The following is an 18,431-nucleotide window of genomic DNA, read 5'->3' as shown; positions in this document are numbered from 1 at the left end:
TTTTTGTACCCGCTGTCATTGCGATTGCAGCTGTCACCCTGCTGGTCTGGTGGTTTGGCATGGACGCTGGTTTTACGCCATCGATGATCCGGATGGTAGCGGTGTTGGTTATCGCTTGCCCTTGCACACTTGGGCTTGCGACACCGACCGCTATTATGGTCGGTACAAGCAGAGGGGCGGAACAGGGCATCCTTTTCAAGGATAGCAAGGCACTTGAACTCGCGCATTCGCTCAAGGTGATTATTCTCGATAAGACCGGCACGATTACAACAGGTGAACCATCGGTGACGGATATAGTGATTGCGGAAGGCGACACCCTAAGCGTTATCACCAAGGCGTTGGGGAATGGGGTAGAGATGGGAGAGGGGCAGCAGGAAGAAACCGCACTCCTATGGCTGGCTGCCTCGGCGGAGCGGGGGAGCGAACATCCGATCGGTGAAGCCATCGTACGATCGGCGCAGGCGCGTGGGTTGTCGCTGGTAGAGCCTTCCCAGTTTGAAGCGTTAGCTGGACATGGTGTTCTCACTCAGATCGAAGGGCATCAGGTCGTCCTAGGCAATCTTAAAATGATGGACGAGCAGAATGTCGATCTTAATGATTTGGGAGTCGAAGCGGCGAAGTTACAGGCGGGGGCGAAAAGTGTAATCTGGGTTGCTCTCGATGGCAAAGCCGCAGGGCTAATTGCTGTGGCGGATACTATCAAGCCCGGTTCCAAGGAAGCCATCGATAAGATGCACCGTCTGGGTTTGCAGGTGGTGATGGTCACAGGCGATAACCGAGCCACAGCGGAAAGACCGGATCCTCGCCGAAATCCTACCTGAGGATAAGGCAGCGGAAGTGGAGAAACTGCAGCTGGAAATGAAGGGGGAATCTCAAGCTATCGGAGGTGTGGCAATGGTCGGTGACGGCATCAACGATGCACCGGCATTAGCCCAAGCGGATGTGGGCATCGCCATCGGCACAGGGACTGATGTGGCGATGGAAGCGGCTGATGTCACCCTGATAAGCGGTGATCTTCGGTCTGTACCACAAGCGATTGCCCTCAGCAAAACGACAATGCGCGTCATCAAGCAAAATTTGTTCTGGGCTTTTTTCTACAATGTCCTCCTCATCCCGGTGGCAGCGGGTGCGCTGTACCCGTTCACTTTCCTACCGATGATGCTACGCGCCCTGCACCCTGTGCTGGCTGCCCTCGCCATGGCTTTTAGCAGTGTGACCGTCGTCACCAATAGTTTGCGAATGAAGCGGTAATTAATTTACCGTTGTGCAAGTCCGATCCTACAAGGAAAAAGCCGATGAAAATTCATGGTCCACTTCGAGGCATCGTCCTCTCTGTGATACTCCTGATCTCTGCCGTTTCGGCTTTGGCTGACGACTATTTCGATCAAATCACAGTCTTCTCTCACGGCAGGATTACCCGCTTTGTCGAAATGCCGATCACCGTTTACATTACACCGACGCTACAAGTGACCTACCTTCCCGCGCTAAGGTATGCGATGCGACAGTGGGAAGCGGTCTCCGATGGAAAAATTCAGTTTCAGGAGTTGAGAACGAGCAAGGATGCTGATATTTTGGTCCGTTGGGGATATAACAACCCGGCAAACATGGATATGACCTATGGAAAAGCAGAACTCACACGCCACCGCTTTGGGGATTTCTCCGTCGAAATTATCCTCTCACTACCTAGGCCTTCGTTATCGGAAAAACTGTCGCGGGAAGAGACTCGAACGGTTTGCCTTCATGAATTTGGACATGCTATCGGGCTGTGGGGGCATAGTCCTAATCCACTTGACGTGAGTTTTTGGGCATCAATTGCACAACGTCCAACTACTCGGGATCGAGCAACATTACTGAAAGTCTACTCCACACCACAAAACACGCCTCAACACGATATTGCCATTAACATTTTAAAAGAGCAGCTCGAAACCAACCCAACGAACGCACGCACACATTACCTGCTAGGGACAATCTACGACGACAAGGGAGATACCGAACTGGCTGTTGCTAGCTTCAAAAACTGTCTTGAAATAAACCCAGACTTCGACCCGGCACGGGAAACCCTGCTACAGGTATACCAGAGAGTTGGTCTCTCCCAACAAGCGGTGGACCTACTTGAAGAAACGCTCAAGCAGATGCCTTCGTCCAACGATTACAACACAATTGGCGTGATGTACTATCGGACCGGAGAAATTGACCAGTCCATAACTGCCTTCCGAAAATCGCTCAAAATGAATCCCTACGATCCGACGCCTCGGAATAATCTTTATCAGATATTTCGGGAGCGAGGTATCGAGGCACTGAACGTTAAAGCGTATCAAAAAGCGGCGATGTATTTCGGCGAAGCACTCCAGTTCAAACCGGAGGATGCGCTTCTGTATCGCCTTATGGGCGATGCTTATGCAAGGGACGGTGACCTCAAAAGCGCCATCGCACAATACCGTAGGGCATTTGAATTCGATCCCGCTGAATTAGAAATCAAACAGAACCTTGCGGGGTATTTGAGCAACTACGGTGTAGAGTTGACGGGCGCCCAGCGTTGGGAGGAGGCAATCGCTGCGTATCGGGAAGCGTTACAATTGACCCCAACGCTGAATATCGCGTATGCAAACCTAGTGGATGTTCTGTGGAAACGCGCCAACACACACCGCAAATCAGGGCATATCGACAAGGCGATTGATGCCTATCTCCAACTTATTCAGGTAGATGCTGATGCCGATGCACACAGCCTACTCGGCGAACTGTATCTCAAAAAAGGGGCATATCCACAGGCGATTGACGCATTCCGGTCAGCGTTTTCCGCAAAACCTGATGATTGGCAATCTCGTAAGAACCTCGTTGCTGCCTACCATCATTACGCACAACACCTCGACAGCAAAGAACGATACAATGAAGCAATAGATCAGTTACGGCTTGCGCTTGCGTTGTCGCCTCAACAGGTGAATCTCCGATTGAGCATCATCAACACTTATCAACTTGCAGGTGACTTCGTAACTGCTGAAAAAGAGTTGGGGGCGCTTTTGAAAGATGCGCCTCAGAGTTTGCAAACAGAAAACGTGTCAAAAAATCTATACGTCGCACGCGGAAATACGCTCATGAATCAAAGAAGATATACTGCCGCGCTTGCCGAGTTTGAAAAGATCGACGCATCGGCAAAAACTACAGAAGTTTACAATACAATCGGCTATCTTTACCTGTTGAGAAGACAACCAATTTTAGCGATAGAAGCTTTTGAGTCCGCCTTGGCTCTTACACCGATAAATAACATTGCTTATCAAAACCTGTTATCAATTGAATCCCAATTTGAGCGGCAGTTTGTCGATGATCGGCATTCACCACGCATTAAGAACCACCTTGCCCGTGCGCGAAATAGCCTCGCTGTGTGTTATATTGGTCGCGATGAAATTTTGGACGCTGTGGAGGAATACCGTGCAGCGTTGGAGGTAGAACCAACGGCAAAGGAAGTGAGAGTCACACTGAGAGACACCGGCAGGCGCCTGACATTGGCGTTGGAAGAAAAGAATGCACTTCAACAGATGAGAGAAGTTATGGGTTGGATTCAGGAATTGGACGCTGACAGTTTGAGCGCCGAACAGCTACTTGATGGTGAAAATTAGGGAGTGCGTGAAAAGGTGCAGATCGATGCAACGGCATCAAACCAACTGGAGGGGATAAATGGAGGGGTTACGGAATATCAATTCAAGGTTGGAACTATTCGTAGATGATTGGCTTATCGAAGAGATGAATGGCGTTAGTCTTCAAATGCACAATCCCATTCCCCAAGAGGTCGTCCTTGAGTTCAATCAACCGTGGGAAGGGTCAATAAGTTATGATCCGGTGGTGATGCAAGAGGGTGATTGCTATCGGTTGTGGTATCGGGGGTGCGGTTCGGAATCGACATGGGAAGACCAATGCACAGCCTATGCAGAGAGCACAGATGGTGTGCATTGGGAACGTCCAACGCTAGGAATCTTTGAGTTCAACGGGAACAGGGAAAACAATATTGTCCTCCAAGGGAGCGAAGCAAAAGCGCTGTGTGTTTTCAAGGACGGCAACCTAAATGCGTCAGACTCAGAGCGTTACAAAGCCGTTGGAGTAGGTCCGCCGATAGATAAACGTGCTACGTTGCGGGGGTTCACCTCCCCAGATGGTGTGCATTGGCAGACGTTGGACCAAGATCCGATCTTGATAGCACCAGATGACCCTTGGCCCATGTTTGATTCTCATAACGTTGCATTCTGGGATACGATGCAAAACCGGTACGTGACATATGCACGGGGTTGGATTCCGCCGGGCATCCGATCCATTCGCCGAAGCGTTTCAGATAACTTTCGTCATTGGTCTGACTTGGAATTCATTGATTTAGGAAATTCGCCAACAGAACATCTCTACAAAAACGCCTGCACACAGTATTTCCGAGCGCCCCATATCTACCTGATGTTCCCCAAACGTTTTGTCCCTGACCGTAAGTTCGATAAAGATTGGCCAGCCAGCGGTCTCTCCGAAAGCGTTTTCATGACCAGCCGCGATGGCGTACACTGGGATCGGCGTTTTATGGAACCGTTCCTGAGTCTTGGTTCTGACCCCGACAGCTGGACAGACCGAAATCTGTACGTTGGCGTGGGTGTTGTTCCAACGGGTTCTGCGGAAATGTCGGTCTATTTTATGGAGCATTACCGGCGTCCATCTATCCGTCTCCGGCGCGGTGTACTCCGAACTGACGGATTTGTCTCAGTTAATGCGCCCTACGCCGGCGGCGAATTTTTGACGAAACCGTTGATTTTTGAGGGAGATAAGTTGGTCGTTAACTACGCAACATCTGTAGCGGGAGGCTTGCGTGTTGAAATCCAAGACACGGAGGGACAGCCAATTGATGGGTATCGGTTAGCTGAGTGTGTTGAGATTTTTGGGGATGAAATTGAGCGGGTCGTCAGATGGGAGAACGGCAGCGATGTTGGTTCGCTGGCAGGCAGGGCGGTTCGTCTCCGCTTTGTTATGGCAGCGGCAGACCTGTACGCCATACAGTTTCGGGCATAGTTGTGCCATGTTAACCTAAGTTATGGTCTGTTATACACATTGCGCTCCTCCGGAGCGAAAGACCAAACCTATCAACCTAAACAGAAAATCAATGGATTTTCAACGACTAGCAACTTGAGCTATGCTAATGGCGTACTGGTCTGTCAAATCTAAACCGATGCATAATCGCCTACTAGCCGATATTTAGGTAACGTGCCGCATCGGCTTCCTGCCATTGGAATTGTAGGTGTGCTGTTTCGTGTGGCTTGAACGGCTTTATCACCTCATCAACAGGTGTACCTAACACATCAATCTGTTCAAGATCTGCGACCCCGTAACCCATCTCATTGGCATAATGGAACAGACCGATCTCCAACGGTTCAAATCCCATCGCCTTTGTGGTTACAGCGTCCGCAGCAAACACATCAGCACTGGCAACAGCAATTCCGAGCGGAATCGAATCTGTACCGCCCGGACCGTTCCCCTGCAAGCCAAGGGTGCCGTCGATCACAGCGATATCCGGACAGAGATGACGGGAGAGGCGAATCAAATTGATGTTCAAGGTTTGCGCCTCACGCGGCAATTCCCGATCGGCGTGGCTATGGTAACCGTGCATTTTGATGCGATCTGAGAGATGGAGCGTTCCCATAATCATGTTTTTGAGGGCAAGCGTTACCACATCGACATCATGCGTTTTTGCAACCGCAACAGAAATTGTGCACGGACAATCGAGCACGGTCTTAGGCATCCGCACGGGCACTTCGCTGCGATCGGCAAGAACGACAGGCGTATCTTCCCAACCCTCATCTTGATGCAGGTCTACCAACCGAATCGGAATGGTATACTCGTCGAGCAAAGATTTGTAACCGAAATTCTCGAAAGCCTCTCCCGAAAACGCTTGGTTGGCACCTTCTGCGATGATAATCTCTTGGGGTGGCTCCGGCACAGTCAACAAGAAGTCCATTGCACCACGGATTGCGTCAACGTGTGTCGAGGCGAGTTGATTTGTACTGGAAAGGAAATTCGGCTTCAACATCACCTGCTCGCGCAACTTTGATGTGATATCGTCGCGCACGAGATCCAGAGCGGTGAAGACATTTTGGCGTCGCTCGCCGGTTCGGGCGAGTCCAACTCTCGTTTGATTGGTAGCCATCGGTATCCTCCTTGTTCTTTTACATTTCCACATTTTCCCCGCAATATAACATATGCAGGCAAAGCAATTCAGGAAAAGTTGTTGAGTCGTAAAGGGCGAGGTGAGATCGCCCAAACTGTCTAAATTAGAGAATTCAACATTTGGGCAAAACGAGGAACAGCAGTCATTGCATCCTCGGCGGCTTCATATTCGATAGACAGATACCCTTTGTACCCCTGTGTTTTGAGCATCCCAACGATTTTGGAAAAGTCTGCTTCCTCCTTGCCATCGCTTCCCCTTGGAATCTCTGTCTTTGCATGGGCGGTTACAGCGTAAGGGGCGACACGCGCTAGCGAGCCGTAGGGGTCTTGACGGAAGTTGCCCGTATCCAAATTCACGCCGACCCACTCCGAGTCAACTGACGTAATCAGATCGATAACCTGATCTGCTGTAGACGTTATCCCTCCGTGATTTTCCAGCGCTAGCAAAACGCCACGCGGCGCAGCGTATTCAGCACACTCCTTCAAACCGTCAATTGTCCATTGGCGAGCTTCCGCCTCACTATGTCCTTCAGGCGTTCCTCCCGCAAACACACGCAGGCAGGGTGCCCCAAGTTTAACGGAGACATCAACCCAATTCTTGACAGACTCAACCTGTGCGGACCGTTCACCGGGGTCAGGGTCTGTGAAGCGATTTCCAACAGCCGCTGCCGAAACCTGTAACCCTAGCAGGTAGCATTGACGTTTCAGGGTGTACAAATAAGCATCGTCCGTTGACGGGAAATAGTAAGCGGTCAACTCGACGCCGTCCACGTCCATTTCGACCGCCTTCTGTAGAAAACCCTCAAGGCTCATTTCACCGCTTGTCAAATACTGGCGAAATGAATAGGCGGCACATCCAATCTTCATGGTTGGTTTATGCCTCCTTACGTTCCAGCAGCTCAATTTCGTAGCCGTCCGGATCATCGATGAATGCCATCTTCATGCCGCCCGATGTGAACTGTTCGCGCCAACCGTCGGGCCAAATCTCAATGCCATCTTTCTCCAACGTGTCACAGCAGGCGACGAGATCTGGGACCCCAATGGCGAAGTGCATTAAATCTTCTGGGACATTGAGCTCATAATCGGGTGAATAGGTTAGTTCGACGGTATGCAGGTTACCGGGTAGTTCCAGATGCGCAATCTGATTGCCCGCAGGCGATTTGTCGCTTCGACTTTTAACGACAAAGCCCAGATGGTCGCAATACCAATTGATTGATTTATCGAGGTCACTTACTCGAACGCGGGTGTGTAAAAAAACAGCCATTTGGTTTCCTTTCTGTTGTCAATTTTGGATGAATCAATTGAGGCAGAAATGCTGTAAATAATGATAACACACCCTCCATTATCAAGCAAGTCCTTTTACAACTGAATGCGATCTTAGGAGACTTTCGGAATATTCGTATTGAAAAATGGTGTTAGATGTGAGATAGTTATAGGAAGTTCATTGGTTTATTGAACTGATGAATTATGCTTGATAATTAGTATGGTGTTGGGTTTCGCGGTTCGCGTTCAACTCAACCTACAACACTAGGAGACCTGTCCAATCAACTATTGGGTTAAAATAACCCAAGTTGCTAGGGCGTGTTGACATTTGTGTAAAGCTGTCCAGAATCGTAGGGGTGAGGTCCCCTCGCCCACCGTCCAACGTGGGTTGGGCAACCCAAACCATACAAGTTGGAGATTGTAGATTGTAAGTCGAGATTCATATCTCGACACCGAAACGTCGATTTTGGAAAATCGCCTTACAGCAATCCAAGACCATCTCTGATATGTGAGCAAAGGTGATACCTTATGAAAACCATGATGGCTATGTTGATGCTTACGTTGTTTGCGTCATCAGTATGGGCAGAGATATTTCGTGATGATTTTAACGATGGTGACTTAAAGGGATGGACATTCATACAAGGTGCCGAACATGGTAGGATTCAGGATAGTGCATTGGTTCTCAGTTCTCCCAATCCTAAGGCCGAGTTTGGGGCAGAGGCTGTCATTGCTGTTGATGGTATAATCGCAAGCGACTATGAAGTGTCAGTGTCTGTAAAAATCAGCAGGCTAGTTGAGGGTATTCTGCGTGGTCCACACATTGGGCTGCGCGCTCATATACCTCAACGCCTTGAGCCGTTCATTGAAAGTTTTCAGGGTAACAAGACGCTCCGAACGCTTCCGTACGAGCAATCTTACAAGTTTATCCTAGGTTATCAGGATATAGGTGGTGGAGTTACAAAAAGAGGTTTTGGAGCGACCATTCAACATGTGGAGGTTTCTAAGAAAGGAAACAGATGGAATATCAATAGCGAGGGCAGATCGCGTGCATTTCGATTATTTGATTTCAGACTGCACAAGTGGTATCGGTTGAAGATCATCGCCAAGGGGAATCGGTTTCAATGCTTTATTGATGATATAGAAATGCTAGATTTTCTTAACGACACCTACACGGCGGGGAGAATTTATCTGTCGTCAGGATGGGGGAACCGTGTCCACTTCGACGACTTTGAGGTTCAATATGAGGCTCTTGCAGTACAGTCCCGAAAGCAACTCACGACCACTTGGGGAGAGAGAAAGGGTGGCTTCCATTGAAGTTCGGTCACGCATGAGTGCCAAACGAATTACCCGATTGATGCCGATGGACTCAACAAAAAACCTTAGCTGTCTGGATTCTGTTGATATTTCATTGTAACCGGATAATCCCAGCGTTGAAACTCAGAAATCTCATTACAACACAAATGTCAACATGCCCTAACCTTAGGCTATATAATATTACTATGAATACGATTAAATATCTCCTTATTCTTGCGACGACAGTCGTCGCGATTTCGATCGGGTTGGCTCAAGCGCCAACGGAAAGCCCTGAGTTGGATTCCAAATTGTATGAGCTCCACTTTCAAGAGGGCAAGGCACACAATGACAACGGGGATAGAGCACTCGCTCGGAAGCATTTCCTGATGACAATCTATCTTCATCCCGACCACGCCGGTGCGAACTATCAACTTGGACTGATGGCATATAGTGACAATAATTATTCGGCTGCCATCTCTTTCCTGGAAAGAGCGAGTGTGGCAATGCCAGATAAGGTCGAACTTTACTACTGGCTTGGCGGTGCATACTGGAAAAAGAGCCGGGCAGAAGGGGCGATAGAAAACTACCGAAAAGCGGTTGCACTCGATTCGCAACACGAGAATCGTTTTTCGCTCTATGCGTTAGAGAACCTCGCCGAAGTCTATACCCGGACGGAACGTCTCCAAGAGTCAATGGAGGCTTATCAGGCAGCACTGGAACGCGAAACGCGAAGTGGGTGGATCTCAAAAATCAAAGATCAGATTGCTGAACTGTATTTGACAATGGGCACCTATCAAGACGATGGCAACACACGATACAATGAAAAAGGCGAAGCTATCGGTGGTATTGGTAATGGAGATATGCGCACCAATCGTTACTTCGAGATAGCGAGACACACCACCGACCCAATCAAAGAAGCAATCTATTATCAGAAATCGATTGAAGCGGATCCGGGGATGTATCAGTCCTATTTTAATTTGGGTTGGGCGTTGACTCGGCAGCGGAAATACGCTGAAGCGGTTCCTGCTTTTATCCGTTCAGACGAAGTTTGGCGACAAGATCAGAACTGGAATCCAGAAGCGAACCCCAAAATCGACGCGCACGCATTTTTAGCGCTCTGTTATATCGAACTAGGGGAACCGGAAAAGGCGCTTGATTACGCCGAAATAGCGTTGGGTTCCGCTCCGAACTACTATTACGGCTTGTTGTATAAAGCAAGAGCGTTGACCAAACTAGATCGTCCTCAAGAGGCAATACCGATTCTGGAAAGCTTAGTTGACGCAAATCCAGACGAAGCAGAAATATTGTACGCGCTTTACGAGGGTTATAGCATAGCATTAGAGCCAAAATTGGCACTTGCTGCGCTACACCAAGCTGTCCGCGCTCAGGTGGACAGTCAACAGAAAACACGTTGGCAAGAAGAGATCAACGTGCTGAAAGGGAAATGATTATCAATTCTCTTTCGTAAATTTAATCTAGAATAAGGAGAAGTAACATGACAAGATTCAACCGTTACGCCTTGATTTTGGGCATGATAGCAACAATGATTTTATCAGCCGGAGCCTTTGCTGCCGAGAACCCATGCAACCCCTGCGGTGGAGAAGCGACAAACCCCTGTAATCCCTGCAATCCATGTTCGGGGATGAAACACTTTGGAATTGATGACCCCAGAGGCAGAGATGTACTCACTTTCGATTCCAAGGCACCGCTCGAAAAAATTGTCGGCACAACCAGCAAAATTACGGGCTCCGTTCAGGTCAATCCAAAGGACATCATGAAGGGATTGAAGGCATCCTTTTCATTGGATCTCGCCAGCTTGAAGACAGGAATCGACAAGCGCGATGAACATATGCGGGATAACTTCTTGGAGACAGCCAAATATCCCCAAGCGATGCTCACGATAGACAAAGTAACCAAAGCCTCTGATAACATGCTCATGGATGGGAAGACGCTCACGGTAGACGCTGAAGGCACTTTATCATTACATGGGGCTAAAAACGCCGTCCATCTAAAAGATATTACGATCACTTATTTCGACGAGAGTGAAGCCACCAAGGGCAGGCTGCCGGGCGATCTCCTGATAATTAACGGTGGCTTTTCGCTGAATCTTCCCGATTATAATATTGAAGTGCCGCAATTCATCTTTCTCAAACTAGCAGAGACAATAAAGGTGAGCGTGGACTTGGCCGGTTCGACAGCGACAACGGGGGTTGCTAACCCTTGCAATCCGTGCAACCCGTGCGCAGGGGTGAATCCCTGTAATCCGTGTGCAGGAGAGAATCCTTGTAATCCCTGCAATCCGTGTGGGGGAGCGAACCCTTGTAACCCATGCAACCCTTGTGGCGAATAGGATTAGGAGGGATGTATCTGTAGGGGAGGGCTTCAAACCCCTCCCACTCCCAGATATTTGGAAGTGCCTCAAATGAGCGTATCTGTTATTATCCCCGCCTTCAATGAAGAGGAGTCAATCGGCAAAGTCATCGCCGATATTCCCAAGGTGTGCGTTCAAGAGATTATTGTTGTTGATAACGGTTGTCTTGACCGAACGGCTGAAGTAGCTCACGCTGCGGGGGCACGGGTGGTAAGAGAGGACCACAGAGGTTACGGTTTTGCGTGTCTCGCAGGCATCGCGGCGCTAAACGCACCAGAAATTGTGGTGTTCCTCGATGGCGACTATAGCGACTTTCCGTCAGAGATGCCGTTGCTAATCCAACCAATTCTTGCCGGGGAGGCAGAGATGGCGATAGGTTCGCGAATCCGTGGCGTGCGTGAGAAAGGGGCTTTGCTTCCGCAGGCTCGTTTTGGCAATGCACTTGCCACCTTTCTGATTCGGCTGCTATTTCACGTCCACTACACTGACTTGGGTCCCTTCCGCGCGATTCGCTATGAACAGCTGCTATCGATGGATATGCAGGACAAAACCTTTGGGTGGACGGTTGAGATGCAAGTCAAAGCAGCCAAGATGGGATTACGTGTGTGCGAAGTACCGGTTAGTTATCGTAAGCGGATTGGACAATCGAAAATTACAGGAACCGTTAAAGGAACAATTTTAGCCGGATATAAAATTATTACAACAATTCTTCGTTACGGTTTGATACGATGAAAAGACTAGAAAAAATTTGGTATCTGAAGCATTTTGATATTTTCAAGGATTTGACCGACAGAGAAATCGACGTCATTGACCGTATTTCATATATGAAGCATTACAAGCGACGTGAACGGATTTACGGTCAAGGTGATCCGGGAGATCTGGTCTACCTGCTCAAAGAAGGACGGGTCAAGATCTATAAGCGGTCACCTGATGGCAAGGAGTTGACGTTGGCAGTGCTTGAAAATGGTGAAATCTTTGGTGAGATGGCGTTAATTGATGAGGAGCCCCGCGGCACAATCGCGGAGACACTGGATGATTCAGATATCTGTGTGATACGTCGTCGGGACTTTGAGATGCTGTTGAAGAAGAAGCCAGACTTGGCGATGCACGTCACCAAACTAATCGGACTGCGACGGCGTGAGATCGAAAACCAACTTGAAAATTTAGTATTCCGAAATGCACCGTCCCGGCTGGCTGCCCTGCTTATGTCGTTAGCAGAGAAGCACGGTGTACGTGATAGCCAAGGCATTATCCTGAACGTGAAACTTTCGCAGCAGGAATTAGCAAATTTGATCGGAACAGCACGGGAAACGACGAGTGCACTCCTCAATGAGTTCAAGCGGCTCGGTTTTATAGATATGCGCCACCGGCGAATTAAAATTCTGGAGCAATGGCAGCTAAAAAAAATCGCGGACGCAAAGATGAAGGAATTTTCAATCAAGGTTGACCGCGAAGAGGAAAGCGAAGCTGTTGTCCAATAACCATACCTTTCCATTGTCGATACCCTTCCTGCAATAAAAAAACCTCCCTTGTTACCATAAATTCCACTGATTCAAAATTCAAATAAATAGCGTTGGCATCAGAAGTGTGAAAAGCAGAATAGTGATAGAATTTAATTGCCACGTACCCCTTTATGTTTTATACTGATAACGTTTCAACACGAGGACCTTCAGCGAAAATTAGTGGGCTTATGTAGTATATAAAAATGAGATAAAGGTGGGAAAGATGTCAATATTTGACAAACTCGGCATTGTAACCAATATTTGGACGAAACGCATTGATGACGGCGACCGGTTTGAAGATCTCGCCCGCCAGTTTGGCGATCAAGGCTTCAAAGATATGGAGGTGCGCGAAGGAGACTACCTCCGTAACTCCGAATTTGGTGGCTTGATTGGTGAGATTGAAACAGCAATGGAACGTTATACAGACGAGCAGTGGAAGGCGATTTGTGATGCGATCTGGGAAGGGGGACAGGATTCGGCGGTTACGGCGGAGGATGGTGCCCTGTTTGCGCGTGTCAGTACATTTGTTGAGTTGGCGAGGGATTTGAAACTGAGTTACGCCATGTCGCACTCGTGGCTCGGTGCGCCTGAAGACCTTGAAGCGGACACGCAACAGATTATTCAAGCGAAAAAATTGGCATACTTACTGTGTCCAGCGGACGCACGGTTGCGGATTGTCGGACTTGCGCCTATGGGAGGGAAAACAGATTCGCAGGCTGCGATTGATAATGTAAAACGGTATCGGTCGTTGTTACCAAACTGTCCGATGGTCTTTGCGGTTGAAAATTCACGACAACCAGCAACCTTTACGCTTGATCTAGCGATGCAGGGCGGGGCTTTGTTGACCTATGATGAGGCAAATACTTACCGTGACGATGGTACCCCAGTCAACTCACCGGAGGAATTCTGGAACGCTGTGAGAATGGGAGATCTAACGTCGGTGCATTTCAAACAGAAAACGGCAGACGGTGTTTTGACACAGGTCGGCGACGGATATGTCGATTTTGCAGCGATTGGCAGACGTTTGGTAGCGGGAGGTTATAAGGGTGACCTATTGCTCGAAAACACCCCAACAGACCAGCCTTTGGAAGATGCGGTTTCGAGTCGTGTATATCTTTCGAGCCTTTTGTAATATGCGGATCGGGAGTTGCGTTGAGTTGGGAAATTGGCGGTTGTTGACCGTACCCCGGAAGCACGAACAAGACGGAAACACGCAATTTCTGGGGTTGTCATAAATCGGATCGGAACGCCTGTGACCCCGAGTCCGCGACAAACGTAAAGCCGTGACGCACCTACATAGAAAAGGCCAGCAAGATATTTACTCCCTACCTTGGGGGGAACAAACGGTAAGGAGATTTGTCCACCGTGCGTGTGTCCCGACAGAACCAGATCAAATCCGTGATGGGCAATCGATTCGATCGGTTGTGGGTTGTGCATTAAAAGAAAACGTGGTTCATCAACCGAAGGCAGAGCCTCTAACGCACGCTCTAAATTGAAATCTCCAGCAAGCAGGTCGTCGCAGCCAACGAGCCATAGGCGGTCACTACCGCGCCGTAACAGGGCGGCTTCGTTCATCAATACTTTGATCCCCTCCGCTGTCAACGCGTTGATTACTTCAACGCCATCGCCCTTCCAACGATTTCGCAAGGGAAACACATCGGCATCTGAATCGTCGTTCCAGTCATCGTTCCAGTCGCTGTTCCAATGGTCGTGGTTACCGAGGACAGCATAGGTGGGAATCCCCGCCTCAATGATAGTTTCACCGATAGCCTGTGCCACTGGCTCCGCATATTTCTCTTGATAAGTGATATAATCCCCGGTCATTACGACCAGATCCGGCTGTAAATCCACCACTTGCTGAAAGCAGGCTTGAAGATAATCCAGCGTGACAATCGAACTGTGATGCAGGTCGGTGAGTTGAACAATCGAAAATCCTTCAAAAGCGGGTGGAAGATTCGCAATCGAAATTTCGTGTTGTGTAATTTCAACCCATTGTGGCTCAATTAAACTTCCAGAATTGGTCAATGTAATTCCGCTAATCCCCATGTTAAACAGCGACCGATGCAGGGATTTACGTCGTACTACTTTAGGTGACATGGATAGGATAAGTCCTTATTTGATAGATATTATATAAAGAATAATTTCTGATAGAATAGCATAACCCCGTTATTTTTGCAAGCGGGGTCTCTAAAATATCAAGGTTTTAACAATTTTTTAACAATTACGGAGAAGAAAATGGCATTTAGAGTCGGCGTTATTGGGTGTGGCCGCATGGCAAACACCATCGAAGACGAACAGATAGAAAAAAGAAAACAACGCCCTTATCGTGGTGGTTTGGCACTTCCCTACTCTCACGCGGCGGGCTACGCGGCTATAGATGAGACGGAAATCGTCGCTGCGTGTGACATCCATGAGGGACGACTAGCGAACTTTGTGGAACGATGGGATGTTCCTGCTGCTTACGCTGACTACCGTGAGATGATTGAGAAAGAAAACCTCGATATCGTCAGTGTCACCACGCGCCCCGAACAACATGCGGAGGAGATGGTGTTCGCCGCAGAACATGGCGTTAAGGGTGTTTATGCGGAGAAGCCGCTCTGTATGTCACTCGTGGAAACGGATGCTATCCAAGAGGCATTTGAGCGCAATGGAGTTCATTTGGAGTACGGACCTATCTATCGCCACTGGGCGGCGTACGAACAAGCGCGGACCATCGCCGAAAGCGGAGAATTGGGAGAAGTTCGATCGGTGCTAGGTTTTGAAGGTAAGGCACTTGAAGGTCACTTTATTGATCTGCTGCTGTATATGCTCGGTGACCCGGAGCCGGTGTCAATTCAGGGCATCATCTCACAACTCAACCCAGCAGAGGGGGACACCTCCGGCATGAAATTTGTCCAAGATACGTCAATCCTGTTCGCACTCATCAAGTTTGATAACGGGACAACCGCACATGTGGCAGGCACCGGCGTTGGCAGGGAGATCGAATTGGTCTGCACTAACGGCGTTATCCGTGTCGTGAACGATGGTGAGGCGGTGCAGATGCGACGTCGAGATGCGACATCAGATGCGTGGGATACGGTCCCGGTCAAGCAGATACCGCCGCGGAGCGGCACTGTGTATCTCATCCGTGACCTCATCCACTCAATTAAAACCGGAGAACCCGGCAAGAGCAACCTCCGGGTGACGCTGCTTAGTCAAGACATTGGATTCGGTATTTACGAGTCCCATCTACGCGGTGGAGTGCCCGTCAGTCCGCCTATCCCGAATCGGGAGCGGTGGGTCTTCAGTTGGTGATCCCCTAATTTACCGAGTTAACCTCATTACCTTGTCTACGCTGTCGAATGCTGACGTAACCGCAGCAGATCCGCGTCGGTGTGGAACGGTTCGTATTTCTCTACGAATTCAGCCAATGTCTCCTCGACAGTCGCAATCGTGGTATCAAGGACGATTCGTTTCTGTATCAAGGACTCTTCAAACTCCTCCTCGAACCGTTGCAGAACATACTCAATGTCCTTTTCCTGTACAACTTGATGGGTATGTGGGTTTTCCTTCATCCGTTTCGCAATCACCTCTGGGGAGGCTTTGAAAAGGACCAGCACTACCCCCGGTGCACGTTCAAGGATTTTCCCCTCTAGGCGTCGCGCCATCTCTGTCCGCTGCCCTTCCGGGCTTCGGAAGGGTGCCTTGCTATCTTTCCCACCATAGCCGTAGTATAAGGGGGCATATACCGCTTCTTCGATGACCAAACCCATCAAATTGTGATCGGGGTTGCTATAGAAAGCCTCTGAGATGTGGTACTCAATCATATATCGTTGGAGCATCTCTAAGGCTTGGGGATGGAGGGTCAACAAAGATTCTTGCGCTTCTGCTATCAACTCGCTTGAAGGAACACTCATATGGTCATGGAAATGACTGCTTCCGCCTAAAGTGCGTTTTGCCCATTCTAGGACTTCTGCTGCTATCGTCGATTTACCCGTATATTCACATCCAATAAAAATGAGATTCATGAGGGTTTTCCTCCCATAATTTCTTGTGAGAACTTTGGTATCAAGCCTATCCTAACAGAGTCAAAAATCCGCTATCATTTGGCATTATAACAGAAAATGAAACGGCAATCAATCTGAAAATAGGAGCGGAAAAGGGGGACGGTTCTGATTCCGAAAATAGATCTTGACAAATTGATCGTGAGTGCCTATAATCGGAAAGTATGATGGACAGGATTGGGCAACTTTTAGGGTTATTTCTCAAGTTAGGTGTTACCGCTTTTGGCGGACCTGCGGCACATATCGCAATGATGGAGGATGAGGTCGTCACACGCCGTGGTTGGATGACGCGCGAGCGGTTCCTTGATCTCATCGGTGCGACGAATCTGATTCCTGGTCCCAACTCCACCGAAATGGCAATCCACATCGGTTTTGTACGTGCAGGGATTGTGGGACTAGTGGTCGCAGGTGTCAGCTTTATTCTACCCGCAGCATTGCTCACATTGGGCTGTGCGTGGGTTTATGACCGGTTTCAGACGGTACCACAGGCGGAGGCACTGTTATATGGTATCAAGCCGGCGGTCATCGCCGTGATTCTCAGTGCGGTATGGCGATTGGGCAAAACAGCAGCGAAGGGACCTTTTTTGATCGGTATCGGATTCCTGGTGATGGTGCTTGTCCTGTTTGGAATCAATGAAATTATAGCGTTACTTGGCGGTGGGATTGTAGGGGTCTTGTGGCAACTCGGAAGTCGGTTGGGGAAAGGGGAAATGCTGCTCGGTTTTGTATGGCTTCCCTCCAGTAATTTGGCGCTCTCGGTCACGGCTGCCCCTTCGTCGTCAGTTACCCTTTCTTCTCTTGGGCTTTTCTTCCTTAAAATCGGCTGTGTCCTGTTCGGTAGTGGTTACGTCCTCATTGCCTTCCTGCAAGGTGGTCTAGTTGAACAGTATCAATGGTTGACGCAGCAACAACTTCTCGATGCCGTCGCGATTGGGCAGTTCACGCCGGGGCCCGTCCTCACGACAGCCACATTCATCGGCTACGTCTTAGCAGGACCTCTTGGAGCGCTTGTGGCGACCCTTGGCATCTTTGGACCATCATTTCTATTTGTATTAGCGACCAACCCGCTCATTCCTCGCTTGCGCCAGTCAGCAGTTGCCGGTGCGTTTCTGGATGCGGTCAACGCAAGCGCGATTGGGTTGATGGCAGCGGTCACAGTTGAGTTAGCACGTCACACACTAATTGATTGGGAAGCCAAGCAGATCGATTGGGGAGCCGGGCTAATTGCTTTGGTATCGGCTGTGGTGCTGTTCCGCTATAAAGTCAATTCGGCGTGGCTGGTGCTAGGTGGTGCAGCGATAGGCTGGCTATTAAAAACAGTTACGTGAAACGCAAGATAGAAGAAGTTTTGGTAGGATCTCAATCTACTGGGGGCAGTTCCTACTTAGTGTCCAATTAACGAAAGAACTCAACGTAGAGGAAATAATGTATCCAACGCTCATTGATTTTGGTCCCATAGCGATTCACAGTTTCGGTCTTATGATGGCGTTAGGCTTTCTTGCTGTTTTTTTGATTTCGCAGCGTGATTTAGCAAGAAAAGGATTGGACCCGCGTCCGACATCATCGATAATCTTTGCAGCTGCAGTCGGCGGAATTATTGGTGCCAAACTGTACTCAGCACTGCAAGATGGCAGAATCGAAATAGCTGAACTGGTTTCAAATAGTGGAATAGTTTGGTATGGCGGCCTTATCGGCGCGCTTGCTGCCGTTCTGTTTGTTATCCATCGGTCCCCCAATCCGATTCTACCGACAATTGATACGATTGGTATGGCA

The 18,431-nt window shown here is 49.1% G+C and carries 18 protein-coding genes; 13 read left to right on the top strand and 5 right to left on the bottom strand.

Annotated features, from left to right (window positions below; all coding sequences use genetic code 11):
- The 4 genes from J4G02_09190 to J4G02_09175 all read left to right on the top strand — a co-directional run.
- Window positions 1-821 (top strand): HAD-IC family P-type ATPase (locus J4G02_09190; GenBank protein MCE2394747.1); only part of this gene is annotated, 821 nt, incomplete at its 5' end.
- Window positions 772-1,251 (top strand): HAD-IC family P-type ATPase, encoded by a 480-nt coding sequence (locus J4G02_09185; protein ID MCE2394746.1) that lies wholly within the window; start codon window positions 772-774, stop codon window positions 1,249-1,251. The genes J4G02_09190 and J4G02_09185, both read left to right, overlap by 50 nt.
- Window positions 1,252-1,295: 44 nt before the next feature.
- On the top strand, window positions 1,296-3,614 hold the full coding sequence (locus J4G02_09180) for a tetratricopeptide repeat protein (GenBank protein ID MCE2394745.1): 2,319 nt from the start codon (window positions 1,296-1,298) through the stop codon (window positions 3,612-3,614).
- 58 nt (window positions 3,615-3,672) lie between these two features.
- Window positions 3,673-5,034 (top strand): hypothetical protein, encoded by a 1,362-nt coding sequence (locus J4G02_09175; protein ID MCE2394744.1) that lies wholly within the window; start codon window positions 3,673-3,675, stop codon window positions 5,032-5,034.
- Window positions 5,035-5,206: 172 nt separating this feature from the next.
- Here J4G02_09175 and J4G02_09170 read toward each other — a convergent pair whose 3' ends face one another.
- The 3 genes from J4G02_09170 to J4G02_09160 form a co-directional block, all read right to left on the bottom strand.
- A complete protein-coding gene (locus J4G02_09170) occupies window positions 5,207-6,166 on the bottom strand; it encodes a DUF362 domain-containing protein (GenBank protein ID MCE2394743.1) in 960 nt (319 codons plus the stop codon).
- A gap of 119 nt (window positions 6,167-6,285) precedes the next feature.
- Window positions 6,286-7,053: a sugar phosphate isomerase/epimerase gene (locus tag J4G02_09165; GenBank protein ID MCE2394742.1), complete on the bottom strand. Its 768-nt coding sequence runs from the start codon at window positions 7,051-7,053 to the stop codon at window positions 6,286-6,288.
- A gap of 7 nt (window positions 7,054-7,060) precedes the next feature.
- Entirely contained in the window at window positions 7,061-7,450 is a 390-nt protein-coding gene (locus tag J4G02_09160) for a VOC family protein (GenBank protein ID MCE2394741.1), read from the bottom strand.
- A 527-nt stretch (window positions 7,451-7,977) separates the two neighbouring features.
- On the opposite strand from J4G02_09160, the gene J4G02_09155 reads away from it, so the two are divergent.
- The 6 genes from J4G02_09155 to J4G02_09130 all read left to right on the top strand — a co-directional run bounded on the left by J4G02_09155 (window position 7,978) and on the right by J4G02_09130 (window position 13,747).
- A complete protein-coding gene (locus J4G02_09155) occupies window positions 7,978-8,763 on the top strand; it encodes a DUF1080 domain-containing protein (protein ID MCE2394740.1) in 786 nt (261 codons plus the stop codon).
- 185 nt (window positions 8,764-8,948) lie between these two features.
- Complete coding sequence (locus tag J4G02_09150) at window positions 8,949-10,190, top strand: tetratricopeptide repeat protein (GenBank protein ID MCE2394739.1); 1,242 nt, start codon at window positions 8,949-8,951, stop codon at window positions 10,188-10,190.
- Window positions 10,191-10,237: 47 nt separating this feature from the next.
- A complete protein-coding gene (locus J4G02_09145; GenBank protein MCE2394738.1) occupies window positions 10,238-11,092 on the top strand; it encodes a YceI family protein in 855 nt (284 codons plus the stop codon).
- A 72-nt stretch (window positions 11,093-11,164) separates the two neighbouring features.
- Window positions 11,165-11,845 (top strand): glycosyltransferase family 2 protein, encoded by a 681-nt coding sequence (locus J4G02_09140; GenBank protein MCE2394737.1) that lies wholly within the window; start codon window positions 11,165-11,167, stop codon window positions 11,843-11,845.
- Window positions 11,842-12,594, top strand: coding sequence for a Crp/Fnr family transcriptional regulator (locus tag J4G02_09135; GenBank protein MCE2394736.1), 753 nt, complete (start codon window positions 11,842-11,844; stop codon window positions 12,592-12,594). The genes J4G02_09140 and J4G02_09135 overlap by 4 nt, the downstream gene beginning before the upstream one ends.
- Window positions 12,595-12,838: 244 nt before the next feature.
- Window positions 12,839-13,747: a hypothetical protein gene (locus J4G02_09130; GenBank protein ID MCE2394735.1), complete on the top strand. Its 909-nt coding sequence runs from the start codon at window positions 12,839-12,841 to the stop codon at window positions 13,745-13,747.
- Here the strand turns inward: J4G02_09130 and J4G02_09125 are convergent.
- Entirely contained in the window at window positions 13,654-14,712 is a 1,059-nt protein-coding gene (locus J4G02_09125; protein ID MCE2394734.1) for a metallophosphoesterase, read from the bottom strand. The genes J4G02_09130 and J4G02_09125 overlap by 94 nt on opposite strands.
- A 138-nt stretch (window positions 14,713-14,850) precedes the next feature.
- Here J4G02_09125 and J4G02_09120 point away from each other — a divergent pair, with 138 nt between their 5' ends.
- Entirely contained in the window at window positions 14,851-15,909 is a 1,059-nt protein-coding gene (locus J4G02_09120; GenBank protein MCE2394733.1) for a Gfo/Idh/MocA family oxidoreductase, read from the top strand.
- A 35-nt stretch (window positions 15,910-15,944) separates the two neighbouring features.
- Here J4G02_09120 and J4G02_09115 read toward each other — a convergent pair whose 3' ends face one another.
- The gene (locus tag J4G02_09115) at window positions 15,945-16,622 is read right to left on the bottom strand and encodes a hypothetical protein (GenBank protein ID MCE2394732.1); all 678 of its coding nucleotides are present in this window, start codon (window positions 16,620-16,622) and stop codon (window positions 15,945-15,947) included.
- Window positions 16,623-16,822: 200 nt separating this feature from the next.
- On the opposite strand from J4G02_09115, the gene chrA reads away from it, so the two are divergent.
- Both chrA and J4G02_09105 read left to right on the top strand, forming a co-directional pair.
- Window positions 16,823-17,986, top strand: a complete 1,164-nt coding sequence (gene chrA / locus J4G02_09110; GenBank protein ID MCE2394731.1) for a chromate efflux transporter — start codon at window positions 16,823-16,825, stop codon at window positions 17,984-17,986.
- A gap of 97 nt (window positions 17,987-18,083) precedes the next feature.
- Window positions 18,084-18,431: prolipoprotein diacylglyceryl transferase (locus J4G02_09105; GenBank protein ID MCE2394730.1), on the top strand; the 348-nt coding region annotated here is incomplete at its 3' end.

The sequence above is a fragment of the Candidatus Poribacteria bacterium genome (assembly GCA_021295755.1).
Lineage (GTDB): Bacteria > Poribacteria > WGA-4E > WGA-4E > PCPOR2b > PCPOR2b.
The sequence above is the reverse complement of the archived record's forward strand: the minus strand, read 5'-3'. Positions and strand labels throughout refer to the sequence as shown.

What these genes read in the sequence shown, in the direction of transcription:
- J4G02_09175 (MCE2394744.1), top strand. Translation starts at nt 3,673, where the DNA reads ATGGAGGGGTTACGGAATATCAATTCAAGGTTGGAACTATTCGTAGAT.
- J4G02_09135 (MCE2394736.1), top strand. Translation starts at nt 11,842, where the DNA reads ATGAAAAGACTAGAAAAAATTTGGTATCTGAAGCATTTTGATATTTTC.
- J4G02_09165 (MCE2394742.1), bottom strand. Translation starts at nt 7,053, where the DNA reads ATGAAGATTGGATGTGCCGCCTATTCATTTCGCCAGTATTTGACAAGC.
- J4G02_09145 (MCE2394738.1), top strand. Translation starts at nt 10,238, where the DNA reads ATGACAAGATTCAACCGTTACGCCTTGATTTTGGGCATGATAGCAACA.
- J4G02_09115 (MCE2394732.1), bottom strand. Translation starts at nt 16,622, where the DNA reads ATGAATCTCATTTTTATTGGATGTGAATATACGGGTAAATCGACGATA.
- J4G02_09150 (MCE2394739.1), top strand. Translation starts at nt 8,949, where the DNA reads ATGAATACGATTAAATATCTCCTTATTCTTGCGACGACAGTCGTCGCG.
- J4G02_09160 (MCE2394741.1), bottom strand. Translation starts at nt 7,450, where the DNA reads ATGGCTGTTTTTTTACACACCCGCGTTCGAGTAAGTGACCTCGATAAA.
- J4G02_09155 (MCE2394740.1), top strand. Translation starts at nt 7,978, where the DNA reads ATGAAAACCATGATGGCTATGTTGATGCTTACGTTGTTTGCGTCATCA.
- J4G02_09170 (MCE2394743.1), bottom strand. Translation starts at nt 6,166, where the DNA reads ATGGCTACCAATCAAACGAGAGTTGGACTCGCCCGAACCGGCGAGCGA.
- J4G02_09130 (MCE2394735.1), top strand. Translation starts at nt 12,839, where the DNA reads ATGTCAATATTTGACAAACTCGGCATTGTAACCAATATTTGGACGAAA.
- chrA (MCE2394731.1), top strand. Translation starts at nt 16,823, where the DNA reads ATGATGGACAGGATTGGGCAACTTTTAGGGTTATTTCTCAAGTTAGGT.
- J4G02_09120 (MCE2394733.1), top strand. Translation starts at nt 14,851, where the DNA reads ATGGCATTTAGAGTCGGCGTTATTGGGTGTGGCCGCATGGCAAACACC.
- J4G02_09125 (MCE2394734.1), bottom strand. Translation starts at nt 14,712, where the DNA reads ATGTCACCTAAAGTAGTACGACGTAAATCCCTGCATCGGTCGCTGTTT.
- J4G02_09140 (MCE2394737.1), top strand. Translation starts at nt 11,165, where the DNA reads ATGAGCGTATCTGTTATTATCCCCGCCTTCAATGAAGAGGAGTCAATC.
- J4G02_09180 (MCE2394745.1), top strand. Translation starts at nt 1,296, where the DNA reads ATGAAAATTCATGGTCCACTTCGAGGCATCGTCCTCTCTGTGATACTC.